28 protein-coding genes are annotated in these 25347 nt (G+C 43.3%); 11 read left to right on the top strand and 17 right to left on the bottom strand.

Features of this window, described 5'->3' with window-relative positions; all coding sequences use genetic code 11:
* Positions 1-196 precede the first annotated feature (196 nt).
* Together RIB93_RS01765 and RIB93_RS01760 are read right to left on the bottom strand one after the other, a co-directional pair.
* On the bottom strand, positions 197-751 hold the full coding sequence (locus RIB93_RS01765) for a hypothetical protein (protein ID WP_446369708.1): 555 nt from the start codon (positions 749-751) through the stop codon (positions 197-199).
* Positions 752-754: 3 nt separating this feature from the next.
* A complete protein-coding gene (locus RIB93_RS01760; protein WP_446369706.1) occupies positions 755-1105 on the bottom strand; it encodes a hypothetical protein in 351 nt (116 codons plus the stop codon).
* A 353-nt stretch (positions 1106-1458) separates the two neighbouring features.
* On the opposite strand from RIB93_RS01760, the gene RIB93_RS01755 reads away from it, so the two are divergent.
* Entirely contained in the window at positions 1459-3417 is a 1959-nt protein-coding gene (locus tag RIB93_RS01755; protein ID WP_446369704.1) for a BamA/TamA family outer membrane protein, read from the top strand.
* Between the two features lie 295 nt (positions 3418-3712).
* Here the strand turns inward: RIB93_RS01755 and RIB93_RS01750 are convergent, their stop codons facing one another.
* From RIB93_RS01750 to RIB93_RS01715, 8 genes are all read right to left on the bottom strand, one after another.
* Positions 3713-4066, bottom strand: a complete 354-nt coding sequence (locus tag RIB93_RS01750; RefSeq protein ID WP_446369702.1) for a slr1659 superfamily regulator — start codon at positions 4064-4066, stop codon at positions 3713-3715.
* A 58-nt stretch (positions 4067-4124) separates the two neighbouring features.
* Entirely contained in the window at positions 4125-4718 is a 594-nt protein-coding gene (locus tag RIB93_RS01745) for a DUF6272 family protein (protein WP_446369700.1), read from the bottom strand.
* Positions 4719-5223: 505 nt separating this feature from the next.
* The gene (locus RIB93_RS01740) at positions 5224-7275 is read right to left on the bottom strand and encodes a SpoIIE family protein phosphatase (protein WP_446369698.1); all 2052 of its coding nucleotides are present in this window, start codon (positions 7273-7275) and stop codon (positions 5224-5226) included.
* Positions 7276-7309: 34 nt separating this feature from the next.
* A complete protein-coding gene (locus RIB93_RS01735) occupies positions 7310-7447 on the bottom strand; it encodes a hypothetical protein (protein ID WP_446369696.1) in 138 nt (45 codons plus the stop codon).
* 144 nt (positions 7448-7591) lie between these two features.
* On the bottom strand, positions 7592-8113 hold the full coding sequence (locus RIB93_RS01730; protein WP_446346093.1) for a hypothetical protein: 522 nt from the start codon (positions 8111-8113) through the stop codon (positions 7592-7594).
* A gap of 20 nt (positions 8114-8133) precedes the next feature.
* Positions 8134-8562, bottom strand: a complete 429-nt coding sequence (locus tag RIB93_RS01725; RefSeq protein ID WP_446369694.1) for a hypothetical protein — start codon at positions 8560-8562, stop codon at positions 8134-8136.
* Positions 8563-8752: 190 nt separating this feature from the next.
* Positions 8753-8935, bottom strand: coding sequence for a CsbD family protein (locus RIB93_RS01720; protein WP_446369692.1), 183 nt, complete (start codon positions 8933-8935; stop codon positions 8753-8755).
* 281 nt (positions 8936-9216) lie between these two features.
* Positions 9217-9687, bottom strand: a complete 471-nt coding sequence (locus RIB93_RS01715; RefSeq protein WP_446369690.1) for a hypothetical protein — start codon at positions 9685-9687, stop codon at positions 9217-9219.
* A gap of 331 nt (positions 9688-10018) precedes the next feature.
* On the opposite strand from RIB93_RS01715, the gene RIB93_RS01710 reads away from it, so the two are divergent.
* The gene (locus RIB93_RS01710) at positions 10019-11149 is read left to right on the top strand and encodes a tetratricopeptide repeat protein (RefSeq protein ID WP_446369688.1); all 1131 of its coding nucleotides are present in this window, start codon (positions 10019-10021) and stop codon (positions 11147-11149) included.
* Between the two features lie 95 nt (positions 11150-11244).
* Here RIB93_RS01710 and RIB93_RS01705 read toward each other — a convergent pair whose 3' ends face one another.
* Positions 11245-12114, bottom strand: coding sequence for a glycosyltransferase (locus RIB93_RS01705; RefSeq protein ID WP_446369686.1), 870 nt, complete (start codon positions 12112-12114; stop codon positions 11245-11247).
* Positions 12115-12574: 460 nt separating this feature from the next.
* Between RIB93_RS01705 and RIB93_RS01700 the strand changes: the two genes are divergently transcribed.
* On the top strand, positions 12575-13642 hold the full coding sequence (locus RIB93_RS01700) for a tetratricopeptide repeat protein (RefSeq protein WP_446369684.1): 1068 nt from the start codon (positions 12575-12577) through the stop codon (positions 13640-13642).
* A 347-nt stretch (positions 13643-13989) separates the two neighbouring features.
* On the opposite strand, the gene RIB93_RS01695 is transcribed toward RIB93_RS01700, so the two are convergent.
* The 3 genes from RIB93_RS01695 to RIB93_RS01685 all read right to left on the bottom strand — a co-directional run bounded on the left by RIB93_RS01695 (position 13990) and on the right by RIB93_RS01685 (position 14835).
* Positions 13990-14313 carry a DUF6812 domain-containing protein gene (locus tag RIB93_RS01695; RefSeq protein WP_446369682.1) on the bottom strand — a complete coding sequence of 108 codons (324 nt, stop codon included), beginning with the start codon at positions 14311-14313 and terminating at the stop codon, positions 13990-13992.
* On the bottom strand, positions 14313-14555 hold the full coding sequence (locus tag RIB93_RS01690) for a hypothetical protein (RefSeq protein ID WP_446369680.1): 243 nt from the start codon (positions 14553-14555) through the stop codon (positions 14313-14315). Before RIB93_RS01690 ends, RIB93_RS01695 begins: the two co-directional genes overlap by 1 nt.
* Positions 14556-14700: 145 nt before the next feature.
* Positions 14701-14835 carry a hypothetical protein gene (locus RIB93_RS01685; RefSeq protein ID WP_446369678.1) on the bottom strand — a complete coding sequence of 45 codons (135 nt, stop codon included), beginning with the start codon at positions 14833-14835 and terminating at the stop codon, positions 14701-14703.
* 97 nt (positions 14836-14932) lie between these two features.
* On the opposite strand from RIB93_RS01685, the gene RIB93_RS01680 reads away from it, so the two are divergent.
* The 4 genes from RIB93_RS01680 to RIB93_RS01665 all read left to right on the top strand — a co-directional run bounded on the left by RIB93_RS01680 (position 14933) and on the right by RIB93_RS01665 (position 19845).
* Positions 14933-15583 carry a sigma-70 family RNA polymerase sigma factor gene (locus RIB93_RS01680; protein WP_446369676.1) on the top strand — a complete coding sequence of 217 codons (651 nt, stop codon included), beginning with the start codon at positions 14933-14935 and terminating at the stop codon, positions 15581-15583.
* Positions 15584-15630: 47 nt separating this feature from the next.
* Entirely contained in the window at positions 15631-16545 is a 915-nt protein-coding gene (locus RIB93_RS01675; protein WP_446369674.1) for a DUF1822 family protein, read from the top strand.
* A gap of 188 nt (positions 16546-16733) precedes the next feature.
* Entirely contained in the window at positions 16734-19064 is a 2331-nt protein-coding gene (locus tag RIB93_RS01670) for a CHASE2 domain-containing protein (RefSeq protein WP_446369672.1), read from the top strand.
* A gap of 13 nt (positions 19065-19077) precedes the next feature.
* On the top strand, positions 19078-19845 hold the full coding sequence (locus RIB93_RS01665; RefSeq protein WP_446369670.1) for a DUF928 domain-containing protein: 768 nt from the start codon (positions 19078-19080) through the stop codon (positions 19843-19845).
* A gap of 69 nt (positions 19846-19914) precedes the next feature.
* On the opposite strand, the gene RIB93_RS01660 is transcribed toward RIB93_RS01665, so the two are convergent.
* Positions 19915-20898, bottom strand: a complete 984-nt coding sequence (locus tag RIB93_RS01660; RefSeq protein WP_446369668.1) for a hypothetical protein — start codon at positions 20896-20898, stop codon at positions 19915-19917.
* A 633-nt stretch (positions 20899-21531) separates the two neighbouring features.
* Positions 21532-22830 carry a phosphopyruvate hydratase gene (gene eno, locus RIB93_RS01655; RefSeq protein WP_446369666.1) on the bottom strand — a complete coding sequence of 433 codons (1299 nt, stop codon included), beginning with the start codon at positions 22828-22830 and terminating at the stop codon, positions 21532-21534.
* Between the two features lie 52 nt (positions 22831-22882).
* On the opposite strand from eno, the gene RIB93_RS01650 reads away from it, so the two are divergent.
* The 4 genes from RIB93_RS01650 (at position 22883) to RIB93_RS01635 (ending at position 24896) form a co-directional block, all read left to right on the top strand.
* Positions 22883-23080 (top strand): hypothetical protein, encoded by a 198-nt coding sequence (locus tag RIB93_RS01650; RefSeq protein WP_446369664.1) that lies wholly within the window; start codon positions 22883-22885, stop codon positions 23078-23080.
* A gap of 430 nt (positions 23081-23510) precedes the next feature.
* Positions 23511-24098, top strand: a complete 588-nt coding sequence (locus RIB93_RS01645; protein ID WP_446369662.1) for a hypothetical protein — start codon at positions 23511-23513, stop codon at positions 24096-24098.
* 59 nt (positions 24099-24157) lie between these two features.
* On the top strand, positions 24158-24631 hold the full coding sequence (locus RIB93_RS01640; protein ID WP_446369660.1) for a hypothetical protein: 474 nt from the start codon (positions 24158-24160) through the stop codon (positions 24629-24631).
* Positions 24621-24896, top strand: coding sequence for a hypothetical protein (locus RIB93_RS01635; RefSeq protein ID WP_446369658.1), 276 nt, complete (start codon positions 24621-24623; stop codon positions 24894-24896). The genes RIB93_RS01640 and RIB93_RS01635 overlap by 11 nt, the downstream gene beginning before the upstream one ends.
* A 138-nt stretch (positions 24897-25034) precedes the next feature.
* Here RIB93_RS01635 and RIB93_RS01630 read toward each other — a convergent pair whose 3' ends face one another.
* Entirely contained in the window at positions 25035-25280 is a 246-nt protein-coding gene (locus tag RIB93_RS01630) for a helix-turn-helix domain-containing protein (protein WP_446369742.1), read from the bottom strand.
* Positions 25281-25347 lie beyond the last annotated feature (67 nt).

Raw genomic sequence — 25347 nt, 5'->3', positions numbered from 1 at the left:
TGGATATAGTACACCACTTTCGGTCATGTCATTTCACTGGTTAGAGTTTCATTGGCGGAGTTTTTGGTTTAGCTACCGTATCGATTCAGATGAGCAATTGGAATTTAAGCCCCTTATTAAATCTAGATTTTTAGGTTGCAAAATCCGAACAAACAGTTTTACCTATTCCGATAATCAATACCTCCTTCCCCCGTTCTTAAACTAAGCTGTATGTTTTGACGATTTCGCTAATTTCTTCCTTCCTACTGCGATCAAGCATTAGTAACTGAACGACAGTTCTTGCAATATGTCTAAAAAATTTGTTTGAAGAACCTATCTGACTGTGAGCAGCTTGATCAAATCTCAGGATACCCGACCCAAATTCTCCAAGTTTTTTTTCAGCTAAAGACTCAATAGCACCAGCCAGTACACTTTGGCTGTATTCGCTGGGAAGTCCCAGTCTTATCTGATCGAATTCAGAAGCGATTGATTCAGCATAAATATTTTCATGCTCTGTGGATACTAATAGCTCTATTCCAAAACTACCTGAATCATTAGGGAAAAATTCAGCCCCCAAAAATCCGTAAAAAAATCTAGCCCCAACAGGTATTATTATTTCGATACTTCCTCTTTTATTTTTATTTTTATTTTTTTTTGTTAATCCATTTGCGATATTTTTCGATATAGTCTCAGTTGCGGGATATATAGCTCGTGGGTTTTCGTCAATCCATACACGGGCTTGTACATGACGATCTAGTTTAATACTTTGCATCTTTTATTCAATTCCCCGGAATTTTTTCCAATTTGAATTAAAATCATCAGGAAACGCTAATATCACATCGGGATGATAAAGACTAAATGGTGACACTTCATAGTCCTGAATAGCTTGATTGTGAGCTGCTACGTAGGTATATCCATTTGCCATTAATTCAGCTTCTTTTAGTTCGTGAAAATAAAAACACGCATCTGCCCCGCTAATTTTTTGATTATTATCTAAAGCTTGCTGTAGTCTTTTGATCATCATATCATTAGGCTGCCAAGGGTAGAATTCTTCAATATGTTTCTTTATAACTTCTATTCTTTCTTTTTCGACAATAAACTCTTGATTTTCTAATTTGCCAAACAAGGTAACTTTGGTGTAATGCTAAACAATAGCAAGAAGTAGGACACCACACGAGTGATATATCTAGTTGGTCATAAAGTTAATAAATATATGTCAAACTCCGCAATGGTGATTTCCTGGAGAGCAGGCGCTCTCCTAATTCTGACAGTTAGTAGGTAGGGCTTGGATTCCAGTATTGTAGCAGCAAAATCTACCCAGATCGAGTACAGCCGCAGAAGAAAGGATTGAAGTCCTGAACAGATTGTGTCAGATATAAAGGTGGCACATCGGTTGGAACTCCACAGGTTTAGCCTCGGTCAGGTTAACCAAACGTAAAAGAAATTTAACCAACGAACAGGACGATTGAGGCTAATTTTATGCTATATAGAGCTGTTGCCTTTTCCACTTTGGCTGTGCTGGTGGGTAGCGAGTTAACTCAGCAAGCAATGGCGACTCCCGATTCCCCGACAACTAACCCACCATCGGAAACCCGAAACTATGTTGTCCCCACAGAAGCCACCTCAGCAACGCCTTCCCCTAGAACCGTCGCCTCTCCAGAAGCGACGCCAACCCCAGAATTTGCCCAATCTGTTCCCACCCTAAATCAATCTCAACGGTCTAACGATTTAGTTGTTCTCGCCACAGACGTGCAAGTCGTTGGTGTGTCGGAAGAATTGCAGCAGCTTGTCTTAAAAACGATTCGCACTCGTCCAGGGGGTCAAACCAGTCAAAGCCAATTGGCTCAGGATATTCAAGCGATTTTAGATACAGGGGTATTTGCTAACGCCAGTGTCACGCCAACCGCTAACTCCACGGGATGGGCGGTGGTTTATCAGGTTGAACCCGTTATCGCGCGATCGCTCGAACTATCCGGTAACCAGGTTCTTACCCCAGACATAGCTGATTCTATTTTCAATCCGCAATTGGGTCAACCCGTTAGTCCCGCTAACCTACGTCAAGGCTTACAACAGTTAGAACAATGGTATGAAGACAATGGCTATATCTTGGCACAGGTTTTAGACGTGCGATCGACACCCGATGGGGTAATTACAGTTGAAGTAGCCGAAGGCGTCGTCAGTGATGTTAATTTCCGCTTCCTCGACGAAGAAGGCGAACCCACAGACGGACGAACTCACGAGGATTTTATCAATCGGGAATTGAACCTACAACCGGGTCAAGTCTTTAATGTAGAGGTTGTCCGCCAAGACTTGCAACAGCTTTACCAATTGGGATTATTTGAGCAGGTAGACATTTCCCTGAATGGTGATGCTAGAAATGTCGATGTTATTTATAATCTGATTGAACGATCAGCTCGTGGCGTAAATGCAGGTGCTGGATATAGCAATGACAGTGGTGTTTTTGGTACTCTCAGCTATAACGACTTTAATCTTGGTGGTGTGAACCAGAAACTGGGATTGAATATACAGTTTAGCCGTCGTGATTTCCAGTTTGATGGCAACTATGGTAGACCCTATCGGGCCAGTAATCCAGAACAACCCGGATATAACGTGAATACGTTTCGGCGTCGTACTGTATCCCAAACATTCGATGATGATGTTGATCTCGCCAATGGTGATGATCCCCGTGAAGGACAGTTTGGCGGTGGTGTCAGCTTATCCAAACCCGTGAATGAGGAATGGGATGCGTCGGTAGGCGTCAACTATACCCGTACCAGTATTCGTGATAGTGACGGCGACATTAATGCGGTTGATGAATTCGGGAATCGTCTCTCCTTCAGTGATAACGGAATTGATGATTTAGTTACCGTTTCTGCTGGAGTGACGCGGGATAAACGAGACAATCCTGTCAATCCCACCCAAGGTTCTGTGGTGCGTCTGAGTACCGAACAGTCTGTACCGATTGGTAATGGTAGTATTTTGATGAATCGCCTGGAGGCAAACTACTCCCAGTATGTTCCCGTTGATGTCTTTAATGGTAATAGTCAAGAAGTCTTGGCATTTAACGTTCAGGGAGGAACCACGATTGGTGATTTACCCCCCTACAACGCCTTTAACCTCGGCGGTCAAAATTCGGTGCGAGGCTATGGTACAGGGGATGTCGGAACAGGGCGCAGTTATGTTTTAGCGTCGGCGGAGTATCGGATTCCCATCTTTAATCCAGTGGGCGCGGTTGTTTTTGCTGACTTTGCATCGGATTTGGGTTCGAGTGAAACTGTACCGGGAGAACCGGGTGTGGTGCGGGGTAAACCGGGAAGTGGGTTTGGTTACGGTGCGGGATTGCGCGTCAATTCCCCTGTGGGTATAATTCGCGCCGATTTAGGATTTAATGACCAAGGAGATAGCCGAGTCCAGTTTGGTTTGGGTCAACGGTTCTAAGCCTTAAAATGGTGTCCAACAAGGGCGGGTTTAGTTACCTTTGTCATGATTGTCGGGATTATTGGGATTATTGGGATTATTGGGATTATCGCGGTTGTAGGGGCGAGTCGCTGCACATAGTAGGTGGTGTGAGAATTAACTTGTATCGACTCGCCCTTTTCTAAATGCGGTGTTAGATAATTCCCGATATCCGGTACAGGGCGACCCGAGCCAATTCAAGGTTGGGTGGTGTTAATTGGATGCAGCGGGTCGCCCCTACGAGAACACCAACGCATGTTATAAATCAGGACTATAATTATTCCAATTCCAACTTTAATCCTGGCATTAATCGCTGTAAATTCTTTAACGATTTTCCTTGCCAAGGAATTTTATCGGAGCCTTTAATTTCGATCTGTATCGTCTTCTTTTTGCGTACATTCAAGACAAATTTAGACAACATGCTAATTCCCGAACTATTCAGAAATTCTAGCTCTCGCAGGTTTAACGTAATCAGGGAAGGGTCTTGCTGAATCATCTCATCGAGGATTTTGATGATCGGTTCGTACTCCTTCATTCCACCCAGTCGCAGTGACCCTTTAAAATATACAGTTGCTGTTTCTGGATCACCGATTACTTGGTAATTTTCACCCTGAACGTTTTGCTTTTCCATGAATAATTTAGCTCCTAAAACTACAAATCGCCAATAATACTTATTGAAGGTTTTGAGTCTATACCTTAAGTTGCACCATTGTTGTCACCGTAACCACTTCGGGTTCTTGTTGAACGGTTTCAAATTTCCAACCTAACTTGGCAAAATAATCATTTTTCATGGTTAATAACCCCAGTCCAGAAGCTGCCCCGGTTTCATCTTCAGCACTTTTTTCTAACTGACGGATATAGAGTTCATCCAGATCGGATTCGAGTAATTCATGAATGAAGGATTGGAACTTATTAAGAGATTGTTTAGAAACACTATTAGTTGCCAATAAAACCAAAGTGATTTCAGTCGCTATATCTAAAATGTGTAACCCAAATTTAATCGGATAGGATGAATTATCGTCATTAAACTTCATCGCATTTTCCAGTAATTCATTAGCGATATAACTCACCGCTCCTTTTATTTCAACTCGCTTTCCCTCAGGGTCAGGATCTTCGTCAATAGCGGGGAAAAAGGTAGTCAAGTAATCAGCGACAAAATCAGCCGATAAACCATTGTTGCGCCAGCGTTGCTGAATGGGAATGGAACTCGGTGAGAAGCCAAGAATTAAAAACTCTTCTTCATCAGACAGATTTTCTTGAAATTCTCCAAATATCTTATGCATAGCGATTACATCCAATCAAAAGTAATTATTTTTTCATAACTTGCCCAATGGGGTTATAAGAATGTTGAGAAGTAAGCCAGTATGATAGTGGAGTGATGAATAAAACGGGGTAGCGAAGGAATCGATTCGTTCCATGAATAAGGGAGATCCGTATAAGAAACCAAGCAGTTACTCCCGTTGAGCGGTCACCGAGTCTTGGACAACAGCCGCCTTGCTGAAGTAACCTACTCTCTATATTCTCATAAAATTGTTCATTTTCATCCTTAATTTTAATTTTCTCACCGACTTAGCGGTTGCTGAATAAGTTTGGTGGTGGGAATATAGCGTTTACATTTGAGATGTAAAACTAAGGCGTTCGACTTTTACGATCTAGTATGAGCTGTAATCCTTGATAGTTTAGCATTCCAAGTCAGATTTTCTAACCTGAAAAACTCCGAGGCATTTTTATGTTTCATTTGAAAACGCTATAGGTGTTAAGGGTTGCAGTTGATACAGAAAAGCGTACTTATTTGTGTTTGAGTACCAACACCGTAATATCATCGTAAATCTTTTGAGAACCAATATGACGCCGCACATCATGAATCACTTGATTTTTGATCACGTCTGCTGCACCCTGCCAAGTTTGGCTAACAATCTGACATAAGCGTTCTAAGCCGTACTGTTGCCGTTCTAAATTTTCAGCTTCAGTAATCCCATCCGTATATAGCACAATACCATCCCCTGACTCTAATTGCACACAAGTCTGGCTGATAAACTTGATAATGTCTTCATCTAAGCCAATCGGAAAACCTAAATCTATCGTATCGACTCGTTCAATCTCACCCGATGCTCTAACTACGATCATCTCTTCATGCTGTCCACTAATACTAATGTGTCCCCGACAATAGTTGAGAATTGCCAAGGTCATATTCTTATCGGAGTTCATCCGCTGAACATTATGGTAAATCGTGCGGTTGATCACATCCAAACATTTAACAAAGTCCGTTTCCTGCATTTCCTGAAGGGTTCTAATTGCGGTTTGTGCCATCAGCATAACCACACCACTTTCCAACCCATGTCCAGCAACATCACCAATACCAATTGTGACCACATCATCGTAATGCAGTATATCATAATAGTCTCCTCCTACTTCGTCAACGGGTTCCATAAACCCCGCAATATCTAATCCCTCAATTGATTCTAATTCCGCTGGTTTTGGTAAAACCATTTGTTGTAATGTTTTGGCGACATCGAGTTGGGCGCTCATGCGGAGGTTTTCCGCTTTAAGGCGTTGGTTGAGTTCATGGATCTCGGCGTTGGCTTGCGCTAGTTGAGCGGTTCGTTGTTCCACGTTTTCTTCTAAGGTTTCCAAGGATTCATGAAGCTGTTGTGCCATGCTATTAAAGGACTTGGCTAATTCTCCCACTTCATCGGAACGATGAAGTTCCACAACTTTTCCCCATTCTCCTTGAGCAATCTCTTTGGCAGCCGTATTTAGGGATAAAATGGGTTGCGTGACCCACCGTGCTGTGACAATTCCCAACACCGTTGCTATTCCTAAAGCCGCCAGACATAAAAAAATAGTGGTGCGAGTATTCGCCGTAATTTGTGCCATAAAATCTGCTTCGGGAACTCGAACCACAATCAGCCAATCTAATCCCTGTATATCAGTTAGGGGTGAGACTTGTACCAGTTGGGTTTTGTTGTTGATTTCAAAGGTAAATTGTAAAGGCTGATTAATTTGATTTAGATCATCAACTTGTTGAAGTAGTTCTTGTGTTGTCAATTTAATTCCAGGCTGTTGGCTATTTCGAGCATTGAGACGAATGGGTTCTGACGCTGTAGAGAGATAAGGCTGTTCATCGGTGGAACTGGCTACAATATCAGCGGAGCGTTCTAGAATAAACGCTTGTCCAGATTGGCTAATTTTTAATTCTTGTAAAAAATCACTAATTTGAGATAAAATCAAGTTGGTTCCCAAAACCCCTTGCAGCGTTCCTTCTGCGTCATACATTGGCGTTGTGGGTGTAATTTGTAAAACCCCTAAATCAGCGGAAATATAAATGGGACTCCAGGTTTGTTGTTGCGCCTTCAGCGTAGCTGTATACCAGGGACGAATACGGGGGTCATAGTCTTGGGATTTGAGCAACTGAGTCCGCTTTCCGTCCTCGTCTAGCGCATAAATCAGCCGCTTGGGAGCGGTAGCGCGATCGCGAAACTTCACGACTTGGCGACCATCCCCATAGTCTTGCACCCCAATAAAGTAACCTTCTTGAGTTCCTAAGAAAATATAATCGACAGCATTGGAAAGTTTAATGTCTGACCAAAACTGTTGCTGTAAGCTAGAAAAGTTACTAATATTTAGATTGCCATTCCGAATCGACGACACGGTCATATTATGCATAAAATGCGGTGTTTCCAAATAGGCTTTAAGATGTTGATTGATTCGTTCAGTTACCCTAGTTGTTAACTGAATCGCCAATTCATTCACCGCTCTTTGTCCTGTGCGAAAAGACAGATAGCCAATTAGTCCCACCGTAGCAAAAACTTGCATGACAAAAGGAATGACTAAAACCATTCGTAGCGGCAAGCTGCCGGATATTTGGCTAACTTTATGTTTTATTTCTCTCAACCTTAATTTCTTCATACATCTGTTTCTGTTTTAGCACAAGCAACGTAATATTATCATAATTTTTTTGGTTGCCAATATAGTTCAGGACATCATTAATCACCGCTTCTTGAATAGCCATGGCGCTTAAATGCCGATTCCTTAGTTATGTAGGGTTTGCTACAAAAGCTGGAACGTTTCAAAAAGAAGAATGTAGAAAACAATAAAAAAACCTGCTGACGCAGGTTCATGGTTTTATGGTAATGACTGAAAAGGATTGAAGTAATTAGCGGCGATGTCCGAACCATTTTGAGGCAATTGCTCCCATAACCGCCCCCACTAAGGGATTGCTGAGGAATTTGACAATGGCCGGTTGATCGGCTAAAACGTCCTGAAAGATATCCGGATGAGAATGATAGGTAAACGTGGCAAGTTTAGCCACATCATCCTCCGTCATCCGACTGGCGTGATGAGTTGAAAGTCCCAGTTGCTTTTCCAAGTCGCGATCGCTCAATCCGCGTTTCTTGAGTTGCTTGAAAAATTCACGCGCCACATCATCCCGTTCCTTGGGCTTAATGTGAGCGATCGCCTGTCGCAATTCAGGTTCCATCTGACTGGGAGGTATGCGATCGGGATGCAGGGATCTGCCAAATAATTGGCGTCGTTCATCTCGCGAAGAACGTTGAGCAAAGTCATCAAAGTTTTGATACTCTTGTTCGGGTGTTTCTGGAACGGGTTCCAGAGATTCGGTATTACCACCCGCCAAATCCTTCATGATCTGACGTTTATACTGGTCGCTCGTTGCCATCCTTTATTATCTCCTTTTTTTTATTGATACGTAACTTGATTGGACTGATTATTGTAATTCGCTGTTACAATAAGTTCTTTATCCGGGGCGTATACCAATACTTTCAGATCTCGATTCGGAAAATTTTGGTGGAACCCTTGAACTAAAGAGCGGGCTAAATCCTTAACCTCTGGCGGACGAACTTGAGGGGTAATTACAATCCCTAACTTATCGTTATCGCGCACGTAGGCGTCACTAATTAATCCCTTTGCTGTTTGCACCGCCCAACTACCGAACTCTTGACCTGCTGCCGTATTGCCTCGTTCTAATTGTTGATAGGTTACACTGGGATTCAATGCCGTTGGCGCTTTTGCTTTGGTTTGGTTTGCTTGGCAAGCCGATGTGGTCGCTAGGACTAAAATTAAAGCCAAAGCTGTGAAAAACTGGCGAGTTTTTTTACCTAAACTCACAGCAACCTCCTGATGAAACTATTAGTGGATTTTCAATAAATGACCAGAAGGTCTAGATTAAGACTGCCTAGACCTTCTGATTCTAGTAAGGCAGGTATAAATTAATCAGCCGACTCAAATCAGATACGGCTTTTTTGGCGTTCCCAATCGCGCAAAATGATTAACCTGCTTACTATTTCTGACAAGACAATTAATCGATTATTTCTTTAGCTTTATCTTTCACGTCTTCAACAGCGTGACGAGCTTCAGCTTCATTTTGCTTTGCCTTACCTTCTGCCTTATCCTCAGGATCACCCGTGACATTACTCATGGCTTCCTGTGCCTTACCTTCTAGGTTTGTGGCAGTGGCTTTAGCTCTATCTTCAGTACTCATATTTTGAAATTCTCCGAATTATGATGATTATGAATTCGCCCCTAAAAAAAGAATGAATAATTTTGGGGACAATTTCTTTTTGGTTAATGTCCAATGTATCTGTATTTTTCATTAAAATCGTCAATCTACAGGTAGATTAGTCTGATCCCCGCTTTATGTCTAAAGTAGGAATGGGTTATACCTTCTCTGGGTTGACGACTCATTTTTTAGAGACTTCCATACAAAATTGTAGATACGTGTGCAACGTATCTACAACCTGGACGATAGATTTTTACTAACCGTTAATCCAGATAACCCATCATTTCATCAGCTTCTTCCATGACATTGGAAGCGATGGGACGGTTTCCCAGAATCATTTCTGTGTTCTCAAGATGCAGGGTACTCACAGAAATCGGGCGATTTCCAGACACAACCATAACATCTCGGATTTGCATGTTACTCGCTGAGATCGGGCGCTCACCCATGGATGAAAGTGTGCCAACAATTTGTAAATCGCTGGTATCAACAGGACGTATCCCCCTTATTGAACCTTGATCACTCACTTTTAGCGAACTGGTGGCTATGGGACGATTTCCCGGTAGAGGGATTGAAGGTTCAACCAGAGAAACTTTCCTGGCTTGCTGCTTTTGAATAGCTAGCTTGGTTGATTGCGTTTCCTTATCTTTTGCCATGGGTGTTTCCTCGCTTTTTTTAGGGGTACGGCTATTCGTTTTACTATTAGCTTTTCTTTGGCTAATGGCGTTATTTGCCATAAACAATTCCTTTAAATTTCTAACGGCATTGGCTAGGGCGTAGGAGACTTAACCCCCTTTGGGGCATTATCACTACTCTGACTCAGATTTTTAGAATTATTATAAACGTATATCTATCTTAACGAATAGGTATAAAACAATACAAACTTGTAAAGATTTGCAAAGATAGAGAGAAATCGACTGTGACCATTGAGGCTTGCGTCAGTTCTGTATCCTATCTGATGCGTCGGGGCGACTAAGAACCTACGCGATACCGCGAAATGGTTAGCTTAGGACGATTTCCACCGTTAGCTTTTATTGTGTCCACCTACTTATCACCCAGGTTACTTCTATGACTGATCCCAAAGCGGTTAAATTCATCATTCAACAAGGAATGCGCTGTTTGCAGGGGGGAGACTTTGACGCCGCCGTCGCCCTATTCCAGGATGCGGTAAAGCTTACCCCTGAAAATGGGGAGGCTTGGACAGGGCTAGGACTCGCCCTAGGACATCTACAGCGCGATGAAGAGGCGATCGCGAGTTTTGACCAAGCGGGGGTGTTAAATCCCCAGGATGCGAGTATATGGCTGAATCGAGGCATAGTTTTGTCAGACTGGGGAAAGCATGAAGCCGCGATCGCGAGTTTTGATCAAGTGATCGAACGAGAACCCGCCCATCCCGAAGCGTGGAATTCTCGCGGAACCTCCCTAATGATTTTGGGACGCAACAAAGAAGCCCTCGCCAGTTTCGATCAAGCGATCGCCTGTAATCCCAATTACGATAAAGCCTGGAGTAATCGCGGTAACGTCTTAACCAACCTCGGACGCCACAAAGCCGCCCTCAAGAGTTTTGACAAAGCCTTGCAAATTAGTCCCAATCACCCAGAAATATGGTATAACCAAGGCTGTTTGTTGATGCAACTCCAGAAACGAGACGATGCGATCGCGTCTTTTAACAAAGCCCTAGAACTCAAACCCAATCATATCGGCAGTTGGATTAATAAAGGGATCGTCATTTCGGAAATGGGTCGTGAAAAAGAGGCATTACTCTACTACGAGAAAGCGTTAGAATTCGACCCCAACGAAACTCATTGCTGGAATAATCGAGGACTTACTATGCGGCGATTGGGACGTTTAAAAGATGCTGTCGCTAGCTATGATCGGGCGTTAGAATGTATGCCTGAAAATTATGAAGCGTGGGACAATCGTGGCTATGCTTTAGTCAAGATGGGACGCTATCGGGAGGCGATGGCAAGTTTTGACAAGGCGTTAGAAGTGAATCCTGATCATGTGAATGCGGTTTATAACAAGGGGTATTGTTATGCCGCCCAGGGTAAGGTGACGTTAGCGGTGAATTATATTGAACAGGCAATTAAGGTGAATCCACAGAAATATCTGCCTGTGGCGAAAACTGACCCCGATTTGGAACGGTTACGGAAAAATAAACGGTTTCAGAAGATAATTGGAGGTGGGAATGGTAAGTGATAAGCACGTCAAAATGATTACTCATCTTAATAGTTTTACCTTTGACATTACCTGTCAAAAAAGAAATTGCATCTGGATGATGTCTGACTAAATATCTATAGTTTTCTGACAAAACGTAGCAATGAAGGGGACAATATATTAATGGTTTTTCTGACCTTAACTTTTTTATTGTCCCACGTTTTGCGGCTCACGTATACTTGATGAAGTGCCATAAGTATTTCTTTCAAATAAGAGACTCTACTTTTAGAAGGAAACTCTAAGTTAATAGTAAAGTCAGAACCCAATCTATAGAGTGGTTGCCATGCGGCACTTACATCAAAGTTAGTACGTACATTTTCTCCATGGGCAATCATGAGCCATACAGGTTTAGTTATTATTTGACGATTTTTATGATTTTTAATCTCAGTATGACCATACTGAAGAACGGTTTCAAAATTATTGACTTTTTCTACTAATGTGTAAAAGGGGGAAGTTAGCCATTCTCTTAGGTATAGAGTTTGTTCTTTTGTTCGATACAAATAACCAAAAGGAAAATTAATAAATCCCAATTCTTGACTACTAAAGTTTTCTTGGATTAGCGAAACAAAGTTTTTGCTAATTGCATCATCACTATCAATACTCGTCGTTATTAAGTATTCAGTTTTGTTGCTTAAGTTGCGCTGGATAGTTTCTTTGACGGTATTTAACAATGTTATTTTACTTTGAATATAAACAGGTATAATTTTAATTTTTTCGGCATTTAAACAGTAACTTTCAACTTTCTGCTTAAATGATATCGGTAAAGCTGCATCAAATAAAATTATCCAAGTAAAGTTTTTGTTGTTTTGGCTTAAAACCGAGGGATAGCAAACCTCTTCAAACAAATTAAATCTATGAGTTAAAAAATCAGGATGGTTCCGATCATGCCGCTGCCTTGATAGATGCCAATCCACATTCATTCGAGTAATAATGAAATGTTCAAACATTATCGATGGTTCCATTGATTGTAAAATTCACTTCTAGATTTATGAACAGGGTTATGCTTCTAGTTTCTAACCTGATTAAGAAACTGTCAACTTGTCTCGCCCCATAATCCTATCATGTCGGGTTGGTTACTTACACTTTAGTGCCGCCCAAGGCAAGTGGCTCCCAGAGAAGGAGTAAGGGAACAAGGTAAAAGGAAATTATTACTGTCCTGTCCATACTAATCCGGATTTAAGGGAGTTGGGGACGAATAAGCAAGTAAAGGCGTTGATTAAACAAGTGAGGAGATAACCCTAAGCCGTGAACGATCGCGCTTCTGATTGCTAACCCTAAACCCTAAACCCTGATTCTTTCCCGACTCCTTTATGTATTGCACTCAATCGAGAATCGTGAGAACGTTCCCCCTCAACGCAGCCACCTGTGAACCCAGGTTAAAAGCCTCTCATAGCCAAAAAAACATCGATGAGTACTCTCCTTCTAGAAAACCCTCAAGCCGCCAACCTTAGCTACAACTGTCCCTTGGAAGTCACAACCCATGAAGCGTGGTATAACTTGGGTATTATACTGATCCAGTCCGGACAGTTTGAAGAAGCGATCGCGACAGTTGACCAAGTTTTAGAACGTGAACCGGATTTATATCAACTGTGGTATAACCGGGGAATTGCGCTGGATAAGGCGGGACGCCATGAAGAGGCGATCGCTAGCTATGATCAGGCGGTGAAATTGCAACCAGACTTTTATCCGGCTTGGTATAATCGGGGCAATGCGTTGGTGAATTTAAAACAATATGAAGCGGCAAAGGTTAGCTATGATAACGCCCTAAAACTTAAACCTAACCTGCATCAAGCTTGGTACAACCGAGGTAATGTTCTGTTTAGCTTACAACGCTGTCTCGAAGCCATCGCTAGCTATCAAGACGCCCTAAAAATTAAGCCGGATAAATACGAAGCTTGGTACAATCAAGGACATGCTTGGGTACACTTAAAACAGTTCCAAGAAGCCATCGCTAGCTATGACGAAGCCCTAAAAATTAAACCCGATGCTCACGAAGCTTGGAATAACCGAGGAGGGGCGCTGTATCGCCTTGACCGTTTTCCAGAAGCCGTGGCAAGTTATAATGAAGCACTGAAACTTAAGTATCAACAACCCAGTTCTTGGTATTATCGGGGCAATGCCCTTGTGAACTTAAGATACTTTCAAGATGCCGTAGCGAGTTACGACGAAGCCCTAAAAATTAAGCCCGACAAATATGAGGCGTGGTATAATCGAGGGTATGCGCTTTTGCAATTGGGAGACTACCCAGAAGCCTTGGCTAGTTTCGACAAAACGATAGAGTTTAAATCCGACAATGCTAATGTTTTTTACAACAAAGCTTGCTGTTATGCTTTGCAGGGCAATGTTGACCTAGCTATCGAAAATCTGCAAAAAACCCTCAATCTGAATCCTGATCAATACCGAGAGTTAGCCACAAATGACTCTGATTTGGCTAGTATTCGCCATGATCAGCGGTTTCAAAAATTAATCTATTGACACTCACTCGGTTAAACATGCCCTCGAACGAAGTGAAGGGACGCGGATGATTTTTTCGTCAGAGGAACCCAGAGTTTTACATCGTCGGTGAAGGTTACAGCGCTTTTGGTAGTAAGTGAGGTACACAGACAGATCCCCGACTTCTTCAAGACGTCGGGGATCTTGCTTAAGGCTATACTTCATCAACCTGAAATCTGCTGTAGCTTTATCCCCAGAAAGCTTAACCACCGTATGCCCTACAGCTTCTAGTCCATTACTTTACCATAAAAACGATTTTAATAGTTAAAAAGATTGGCGAATAAATTCGCTACTAACTAGAGATGTCAACAGTTTCGACTCTCTTTAAATTATGAAAAAACAGCCACACTGTTTATTTCAGAGGGCTGGACAGCCGTGTTCAATGATAATTCAACACCATTCTGCTCAGATTCTTCGCTCGATAAACAAGCAATCGCTGGCTTGTTAATACAAAGAGATGGCATTGTGACCAAGAGATGCTGATGCTCACTATACACTTCTACATCCGTGAGAGTAATAAAATTACGAGAACTATTCAATAAGTCCGAAATATTAAAACTGGAACGATAGCCATTTAAGGAGAGATTAATGGTCAATATCCCTAAAATTTGAAGATTATTGACGGTTAAAACGTTAACTCTCAGTTCTCTCATCAACTCACTCCTGCCAAATCAACAATTACCGTATTATCATCCCTGAAAATCAAGAGGTTGTCTGGAAAAAGGCGGGACTCTTGTTGCACCTGACCCTCCATTACAGCATTTTGCAACGTCATGAACGCTTGGAGGTCTTGTGAGTCGTATTTGCTTCTAAGTAGCTGTCGCAGTTGGTCTTCAGCTTCCCTGGTGAGATACCGTGTTGTTAGTGCCTGTTGAACAATCTCGCGAATCAACATGATTCTAGTCCCCAGTTTACCCTTTCATTAGGTTCTCAAGTTCAGCAGGTGCATTTTATGCAAAAGTCGGACATTTGTTACAAATATTTACATAAGTCATTGGTCTTATGTCATTGGTCATTCGTCTTTGGCTACCCCATCTTCCTCATCTCCATGCTCCCCCTGCTTCCCCTGCTCTCCCTGCTTCCCCTGCTCCCCCTGCTCCCCCATCTCCCCCTGCTTCGCACCTCCATACCGCCACTTTTGTTAAAGTTTTGTAAAGATTTGTCCCACCTTGCATAAAATCGCCCCTGAGTTCGTGAGACTTCTATGAGCAGAGTTAAGTCGGTGTATCAACGCAATCTCAGGTAACTGATGTACGAACCCTACCGCTATCGATGAATGCCATAGACCAACAGTTAAAGCAACTGGCACAGGACGCACAGCAGCATCCTCCCCGTAGTAAACAACGACAGCAAGCTTTAGCCAAGCTATTAGGTGCTATTCAGCAGTCAGGTAAACTGACTCGTCCCTATCCCGGACAATTTCATGGATTTTATGAGGATATTTATGATGAAGCCAAGCAACGTTTATTTTGTTATATTTGCGAAAGGATTGATGACTATAATCCCAGTTTTGAAGTTTTACAATGGGTAAACTTTCTGCTCAAGCAACGGTTCTTCATGGAAGCCAGTCGTTCTATGATGCCAACGCTGCATAAAGGAGTCGATGCTAAACGAGTCAAGCGTTTAACCCTGGATGACTTAGAGAAAAACAATCCAGCCGAAGTTGATCCGCAGTTGACGCCTTCCCTGTCCCAAGAAATCATTCATTATCTAGAAACTGACCCCGAAGGACTCTTTAATCAAACCTATACGTCAAATCAACCTGCCGCCAACTTCCAATTTTTAGCATTGAAACTTTTATCCGGTTATTCCTGGAAAGAAATTTCTGAAGAACTAGGAATTAATATTTCCACCTTAAGCAGTTTCTACCAGCGTTGCTTAACTAAATTTAGCCCCAAGTTAAGAGAATACTTATCATCATAATCCCTGAGGCACAGAATACAATGTTTCACACCACGAATGAACCCCTAATGCTGACCGTACCCCTGACGTTAGAAGCCCATCAAATCGCTCAACAGTTTCACCAAAAGCATTCCCAAAAAAAGGCAAAACAAGTTTACCTAAATACGTTAGCCGTTTATGCTGTCAAGACCTCTCTACAATGCCTAGAAATTCCGACAAACTGGCAGGCGAGTGATAGTTGGAATCCAATCATGCAAACCCTGACTAATACAGCCGACTTATTGATTAAAGATCTTGGCAAATTAGAATGCCGTCCCGTCTTACCCAACGCCGCTAGCTGTCATATCCCCGCAGAAGTTTGGTCTGACCGGATTGGTTATGTAGCCGTTGAATTGAATCAAGCCTTAACTGAAGCCAAGTTACTGGGATTTTTCCCCAGCGTTAAAACCGAGGACGTCTCCCTAAGTCAACTTATCTCACTGGAACATTTATTAGACCATCTTAACCCATCTAGACAACCAATACAACTTAGTCAATGGCTACAAAATATTTTTGATGCCGGTTGGCAGACTGTGGAAACATTATTCGACTCCTCGCCAACAGAACTCGCTTTTAATTTTAGAACGTATACGCAAATAGCCACCCACTTATCCGAACCATCCGATCTGAAAATCACACGCGGGAAGCGGCTGACATTAGGACGACGATATGATGATGAACAAGTCATATTAGTCATAAATTTGATGCCAACCTCCGTATCAGAACTAGATATTTCGGTTGAAATATATCCAACGAACGGTCAAACCTATTTACCTAAAAATTTGCGACTGATGATTCTCGATGACACCGGAGAAACCGTGATGCAAGCTGAAGCCAGAAGCACTAAGCAAATTCAATTACAGTTTAGTGGAGAACCCGGAGAATGCTTCAAAGTTAGGGTAGCGTTAGCTGATATCAGCATGACAGAAACCTTTATAATTTGAAGAAACCCTTCGCTTCGTTATTCGGGCAGGGTTGTATGTAGGGGCGCGTTTGACTACTATCATTTCTTACCTAACCCTGATGAAACTCAACCCGTCCCAGTTTTAAGTGTTACAAAATAGCTATATTCATCGTTAGTGCCTGTTCCCTATTCCCTATTCCCTATTCCCTGTTCCCTGTTCCCTGAAAAATGACAAATGACACCACCCACAAGAAATTAGTAATTTTGAAACTCGATGGTGATTTCCAAAGCCACGGATTTCGGGTCACATTAGCCATTGGTTGGGATGGCGCACCCCCAGATATTGAACTCAAAGGAGTATTAGACGCAGCGCCTGAATTTGCCGATCGCATCCAGTCTCATTGGCAACATAAGTATCGGTGCATTAGCGCCCCCTATCGAATTAAACCGAAAAAAATTATCTATGATGGTTCAGTCAGCCAGCGCCTGAGAGACTGTCAAGACTCCGCCAATGAATTAGGCGATCGCTTGCGAACCTGGTTAGATGGGGAAGGGTTTCGCCCCCTGGATCGGCGGTTACGGGAATCCCTCAGTCGTCAGGATACAATTCGCTTCTTAGTCAGCACCAGTGATCCACACCTGCAAAAACTTCCTTGGCATTTGTGGGATTTTTTTGACCATTATCCGAAAGCGGAACTCGCCTTAACCGATCCTCAGTTTGAACGCCCATCTCAATTCACCTCAAATCAGCGCACACCTAAGGTAAAAATTTTAGCCATTCTCGGTCATAGCCAGGGAATTGATATTGACAGCGATCGCCAGTTACTTGAAAGCTTACCCCATACCGATATTACCTTTTTAGTCGAAAAAAGCCGCCGAGAGATTAACGACCAACTTTGGGAAAAACATTGGGACATCATTTTTTTTGCCGGACATAGTGAAACCGAAGGGGAAACCGGGCGGATTTATATTAATCAAACCGATAGTTTAACCATTGATGAACTTTGGTATGCGCTGAGAAAAGCCGTAGAACGAGGGTTAAAATTAGCTATTTTCAACTCCTGCGATGGCTTAGGATTAGCCCGACAACTGGATGATGTGCAGATACCACAAATGATTGTCATGCGGGAGTTAGTTCCCGATCGCGTGGCGCAAGAGTTCTTGAAGTATTTTCTCACTGCCTTTGCTCAAGGTCAACCCTTCTATTTAGCTGTAAGAGACGCCAGAGAACGATTACAGGGATTAGAGACTCAATTTCCTTGTGCTAGTTGGTTACCCGTAATTGTCCAGAATCCCACCCAAGTTCCGCCCAGTTGGAACGACTGGATTAGCAACCCTAAAGCCAAACCCGTTAAGCGGAGACGGCGAGGTTGGCAATTGGTACTGGGTGCGAGTGTCATGGTTACCAGTTTAGTCATGGGAGTGCGATCGCTAGGTTGGTTACAATCGACTGAACAGCAAGCCTTTGATCAACTCCTAGAAATGCGCCCCACGCCATCCCTTGATCCTCGGTTATTGATGGTTGAGGTAACGGCTAAAGATATCAACAATTTAGGGGGTGAATATCCGCTACACGATCGCACCCTGCTAAAACTACTGCAAAAACTCCAAACCTATCAACCCCGCGCCATCGGCTTAGATATCTTTCGCGATCGCCCAGAGGGGGAAGGGCGGGATGAATTGGTACAATATCTGCAAACGAGCGATCGCGTGATTCCCATCTGTGTCATCCCGTCTCCCCAAATCCCCGAAGGCGTTGCTGCACCCCCAGAAGTCCCCAAAGAACGCTTAGGATTTGCTGATATTGTTGTTGATCCAGATGGGATTGTTCGGCGTCATCTCATCGCCATGAAACCGCCAGCCGTATCCTCTTGTTCCACCTTCTATTCCCTGAGTTTTCAAGTAGCCCTACACTATCTACAAGCCGAGGGAATCTCACCTGAATTTATTTCCCAAGATCAGTGGAAATTGGGTTCAGTGACGTTAACCAATTTAAATGCCAACCCCGGATTTTACCAGCGCGGTGTCGGATTAGAAGGATTTCAACTCTTACTTAATTACCGTTCCCCAGAATTGGCAAAAACCATGGTAGAACGAGTAACCTTGAGTGATATTTGGGCAAATCGCGTGAATCCTGATTTTTTGCAGGATAAAATTATTTTAATTGGCATAACTGATCCCACAATTAAAGATGAATTCCAAACGCCTGGTAATCATGAAATGCGGGGGCTATTCCTGCATAGTCAGATGGTCAGTCAGATTATTAGTGCGGCTGTGGGAGAACGCCCCTTGCTGAGGTTTTTACCTCTATGGGGAGATCTCGTCTGGGTGTGGATAGGGTCAGTTATTGGAGGTGCGATCGCATGGCACTATCGAGAGTCCCTGTTACGCCTGGGATTAGCAGTAGGAGTCTCTATGATAACGATTAATGGTATTAGCTGGTTTATTTTCATTCAAACTGGGAGTATATTATCCATGGTTCCAGCAACGCTAGCTGTATTTGCGACAAGTGGAAGTCTAGTGGCTTACCAGGCATTTAAAACGTCGCGATCCGATTAAACCCCTTAAACCTATGACTGCACACAAACTTGCTTTAATCCTGGCGATAACAGTTCTTGAATTGACAATTCATCGACCACTGGTTCAAGCCCATCCTATTCAAAAATTGGCAAGTCTTAAACAAGATCCACCCGTTCGGGATAGACCGAATGATGATCGCAAACCTGCCGGAACTCGTGGACCTTGTGAACAGACTGAACAACCGTTTACACCGTTATTACCCATTACCGACTCCGGCGTCAAGTTTTCTGGCTTTACATTAAAAGCTTACCCCACATTTTGGTTTTATATTCCCTATCCGAGTAACACAATTAATCGAGGAGCCTTCGTTATCAAAAATTCACAGGATGAGAATCGAAACTATCAGGTTAGTTTCCAGCTTCCAGAAACACCAGGCTTTGTCAAAATTAGCTTACCAATTACTGCCATTCCCCTAGAATTGAATAAACAATATCGTTGGCAGTTCACCCTATATTGTACATCCAATGATCCGACGGATTTATCTCAAAGCATTTGGCATAATGGCTCAATTGAACGCCTTGATCCTCAGCATTTAGAACCTCAGACAGCAACAGCGTTGGTAATGGATCAGATGAAGTTTTATCAAGATAATCGTCTTTGGTACGATATTTCAGCCGATTTAGTCCAAATCTATGACTTTCCTCTGGCTTGGCGTTATTTATTAAGAACGATAGATTTGGAAGAACTCAAAAAAGAACCGATCGCAGGTTCAGTTGAACCCATTGGGGATTCTAATGAAATCTTAGGAAACCGGGAATAGGGAATCTGGGGGAGTCATGTAGAGACGCGCCATGGCACGTCTAGAAACAAGGACAGCTTTTGCTATCCGTTAGCGAACAATACAAACACCCCCGACTTGTACGGTACAAGCTTCTGGTTGTTTAACAGGTTCTAAACTCTGAGTACTGGCGTTGTAAGTATATTCACCCGCTGGAAAAACTCGGTTAGGATCGGCACAATAGCGATAGCTTTGTCCACCTTCGGGATAGGAGATAACGACAAAAGAACTGGTTGCTGGAGGACAGGTATCGAGTACATTTAATCCATACTCGTCTTCCAATTTTTCTTGGCGAGGATCGGTTGTTTGATTGGCGGCGGTTTGAGTTCCCGGGCGTCCCGGCTTTAAGGTTTCCGTACTCATGTCGTAGGTATATTGTCCCGCTTCTAGAAAACGGTTAGGATTGGCACAATAGGTATAGGTTTGATCCGATTCCGGAAACGACACAACCACTAACGAACCCGTCGCCGCTGGACAGTTTTCCAAGACTCTCAATCCAAAGTCATCTCGTAATAATTGTTTTCGTTTATCTGGGGTTTGATTTGAAGAGGAGGGTTGATTTGAGGGATTATTAACGATAACTCCAGGTGTAATTCCGGAAAGGGAAACCGTATATCTGCCTCTGGTATTATTGTCACCTAAGACGAGGAGTTTATATTCGCCACTGATGGGGACTTGATAAACTAACAGATTGGTTTTGTCATTGTAGGCGACTTGGTTGCCCGTTTGTGAGGAACTCAGGACTAAAATGGGTGATAGAGTACTACCTTCTTCCGGTTTAACGCTGATGCGAACGGTATCCCCTTGTTGGGCATTAAACCTATATTCTTCACCAGCAGCGGTTTCCATCGGGGCGTTGGGTACTAAGTCGTTGCGATAGCGGAAGCTGGAAGAGTTGGTTTGGATAAACCCCCTAACGTTGTCATTATTGTCTAGCGTCGTGGCGGCGGTGGCGGTATGGGTAAGAATGGATAAGATGAATCCGCTGATAGCGAATGGGGTAGCGATTCGATTAATCACGGTTTGGGTAAACATGCACTCTAAATATAACCAACTTTAGCTAGGGACAGATTCTATGGGGATAGAGTTCCCCAGATGATAATAACTCAGATGTCGCTAACGCCAGTTGTAGTGGACTGACACAGCTAAAATTTTGGAATAGATTTGACGGTTAAACCGGGCGCAAGCCTTGCGCCCCTACAATTCTAATCTACCAAATAAGGTGTGCCACGCCAGTAGCCAGTAGCCAGTAGGGTGGGTTAGGCGGGAGTTTAATTTAAGTGATAACCTTTTAATGAACAATCCGCCGTAACCCACCGATATTCAGCCAGTAGGGTGGGTTAGGCGGGAGTTTAATTTAGGTGATAACCTTTTAATGAACAATCCGCCGTAACCCACCGATATTCAGGTAGGAACTATTTTCAAATAGACTGAACGTAAGTAGTCGGACTGGCATAAAACGGCACGCTGATTAAGTTTGGTAAATAGCCCTCAAACCCTTACTGTTCCCTGTTCCCTGTTAAGAGTTCCCTAATCTCAACAGTTAACTTTAATTGTGTCCACCTACTTATTGAAAACGTTGGGGTCAAAGGCGTCATTGAATAAAGGGCGCACGTCGGTGCGCCCCTACAGGGATTAAATGGTGGGTTGGGTTATGGGAAATGGGGATTATTTGGCAATTCTAGGTCCCATACCAACCTTACCAGCATAGATGGCGCGATCGCCGAGTTCGTCTTCTATCCGGAGTAGGCGGTTGTATTTGGCAACTCGTTCACTGCGACAGAGGGAACCGGTTTTGATTTGACCCGCACGAGTGGCGACGGCTAAATCCGCGATCGTGGTATCTTCGGTTTCGCCAGAACGGTGAGAGATAACGGAACGGAAGCCATTGCGAGTGGCAAGTTCGATGGTTTCTAAGGTTTCGGTTAATGACCCGATTTGATTGAGCTTAATTAGGATCGAATTCCCAGCCGCTAAATCAATCCCTTTTTGCAAGCGCGTGGGGTTGGTAACAAATAAATCATCGCCAACTAATTGGATGCGAGACCCAAGTTTTTCCGTCAACAGTTTCCAATTATCCCAATCGTCTTCATGCAAGCCATCTTCAATGGAAACAATCGGATATTGACTGACTAATTGATCCAGATAATCAACGAGTTCACTAGGGGAATGAGATGAGCCTTCATAGAGATACTGCCCGTCTTTGTAAAATTCGCTGGCGGCGACATCCATGGCTAACGCTACCTGTTCCCCAGGTTTATACCCAGCTTTTTCAATCGCGGCAATCAGAAATTCTAATGCGGCTTTATTGGATTCTAAGTTCGGCGCATAGCCTCCTTCATCACCTACACCGGATAGCAGCTTTTTCTCTTTCAAGACTTGAGACAGGGCGGCGAAGACTTCAGCCCCCCAACGCAGTGCGTCTTGAAATGAATCAGCCCCAACTGGGACAATCATAAACTCCTGAAAGTCCACATTATTATCCGCATGGGCACCGCCGTTAATTACGTTCATTAACGGAACTGGGAGAAGATTGGCAAGGGGTCCACCTAAATAGCGATAGAGGGGAAGTTGTAATTCATTCGCGGCGGCTTTGGCATTGGCGAGAGAAACTGCCAGGATAGCATTGGCACCCAGTTCATTTTTATTTTGGGTTCCATCCCGATAAATCATCGTCTGGTCAACGGTTGCTTGGTCTAGGGCATCCATGTCCAGGAGTTCGGGGGTAATTTTCTCTTTGATGTTACGGACAGCCTTGAGGACGCCTTTACCGTTGTAGCGATGAGAATCACCATCTCGCAGTTCGTGGGCTTCAAAGGAGCCGGTAGAGGCACCACTAGGAACTTGTGCCAATCCCAGGGAACCACTAGCGAGGCGAACTTCAGCTTCCACGGTGGGACGTCCCCGCGAGTCGAGAATTTCTCTGGCGTCAATGGCTTCAATCGGAGATTCGGGTTTATCTAACATACTGTTTCCTCTAAGTTGCAATGACTCCAGGGTTCAGGATACGTCTGAAGTCGTGGACAAACAAGCGTACTTAAGGAAGTTTTCGATCCCCAGCGCTGGTATCCGGACTTATGATAGGGTATGCGATCGCTCTGTTCCGGTTGCCTCAGAGACACAGAAACCTAATTATCACTTTTTTGATCGGGCGGGGCAGTTAACCTGGCAAGGCGATGCCGTCGCGATGCAAAGGACACTGCGGGATGAGTGGTAATCGCTACCTGTTGGATACGAATGCGATCGCAGTTTTGTTACAAGGTAATTTACAAAGAATTTGCGAAAGTATCCATATTAGCGGTTATTAGATTTTCGCGATCGCGTCTAATTTTACAGTCTCTAGCAAGGGATGAGAAGTCAGGGTTTAAGCAAGTGCTGGTTGTTCTTCTCAGACAAGAGTAACTCTTAAGTGTGATTGGTGTCAGAATTTCATCGTTGGGTCATCGTTAAGCCACACTTAACCGCTACATGAGCTATAGTACATAAATAATACACACGACAAATAGGAATTAGGCTCTCCCGTGTTTATTGGTGATAAGCAAACCTGATTACAGCATGAAATAAAGCTGTTGCGTGATCACCAAAGTCCATTGAGGAAATAAATATAACTTCCACCGTAGCTCCGGACGATTCGATTTATAGGTTTTTTGGTAATGAGCAAATCAAGAGCCCGTTCAGATTTTATTAACTCACAAGGATTTAAACCTGTCAAGCAAAACCCTCTAATCAAGCTGGCTCAAACTCTTTCTGTATATGATTCTGCTGATCTGCTAGCCACTCTCGCTGGGTTACAGTTAATGCCAGAGAATGCTGACCGTGCTGTTCGATTTGAAGCGCTCACCCGCGCCGTTGCTTCAATCAGTAGCAAGGGATTTGGGTCTAAAAAGAAAGTTAACCTGAAGCAATTAGAAAAAATTTGCAACCATTCTTCCGATTTAGAACCGTTCATTTGCATGGAAGACCCATTTAATAACCCTTTTACTGAAGCTTTTACCTTTCATGGGGGTTCCTACATCGTTTTCCCAGGAATTGCTGAAGAGGAAACGTTTATCTTACGGCATCTTGCTAAAGCAATATTTTTAAGTTCTGACCCTTTTCCAAACCAACAATTTGCAACAGCAGCTTGTGGTCTAATCTCGGCGGTTTTAGCCATCAGCAATGAAATAGCGCGACGTGTTGGTCTTGAGAGGGGAGTCGAGCCAGTTATTGCACCAGAAAGGGAACTGTCAATTTAATTATCTTATCATCTATATCTTCATTTCTGCAAGGTTCTGACAACAGGGGTGAAAGGTATATGATGAAGATCATTCTAGGCGGCTTTCGGGAGTTACTACCCGATAGCCATCGTAAAAAATTATCTGATGAAGTAATTACTAGAATTATTGATAATCATGCCCCACTTGGGAGAAAAAAGAAACTTTTCTTTTTAGATACTGCTATCAATCCTGCACTTGATGACAAAGGTCTACTGAAATATCGAAAGGTACAGGAAGCAGATGAAGATGAGCTTTTAGACGAGCTGGGTAATTACCTTAGTTCAGTTGAAAAGTTGAAGGAAGGTTCTATTGATGATAGCCAAAGAACTGCCGTTCTTCAGAAAACCGTGGGTTTCTTCTACCAAGAATTACAAAAATTGGTAGCATCACTAAATCCTGAGAAGCTTTTAGAGCATTTGGTTGTTCGGCACGAAGCAATTGTGCAAGAAGTGGCGGAACATCGAATGCAAAAACTTTGCTCTTGCTCGCGCACCTCACGAAATGAAGAATGAGTTAGATCAGTTGTTTCTAGGAAGACAAAAGCGAAAAGGGAAAGGCAGAGAAAAATCCGCTGTTGAGCATCATCAAGAACGAGTTGATTGGGTGCGCGATCATTTACATGACGTTGTGAGGTGGTTGGAATTAGACTCTTCGACGGATTGGAGCATTGAGCCACTTATTGTCACAGACTATGAGTTAGCCACGCCACACATTTATTCATCACCCATCCCTGTCGTCTCCTTCGTAGAGTTGTCTAAAACTCTATCCCTATCCTAACTACCAATAAATCACTTCAGATTGAACCAACACCAAAAGTTTTATAGCAACACACCTTCTCAGGGCGGGTTTATTCAATTAGCGGATTTCAATCCCCAATAGCGGTACAACCCACCCCTACAACTTAGCTTGTTGCTACTACTCCTCATCGCCATCCCCAGGGGGATGACCTAAATATAACTGCACAAACTCTTCCGCCGCCGTCGGATTAATCTGATGCAGCGCATCTCTGAGTTGAATCACCATCTCAGCGCCGGGATCTCTCACTTCATGTACCCAGCGATAAATATTAGAACGTCCAATCCCCATCTTCACCGCCACTTGGTTCTGGCTGATACTGTAAGTCTCTAACACCTGCTTGAGGGCTTTTCCTGCTCTTCCCATGCCCAAAATTGTGTCAGATGTGGATTCAACCGTAAATGACACCGATTGGCATACGTTGCGCTACACT

Source organism: Coleofasciculus sp. D1-CHI-01 (assembly GCF_040218875.1).
In the GTDB taxonomy this organism is placed as follows: domain Bacteria; phylum Cyanobacteriota; class Cyanobacteriia; order Cyanobacteriales; family Coleofasciculaceae; genus Coleofasciculus.
This window is presented reverse-complemented; position numbering and strand designations above follow the sequence as displayed.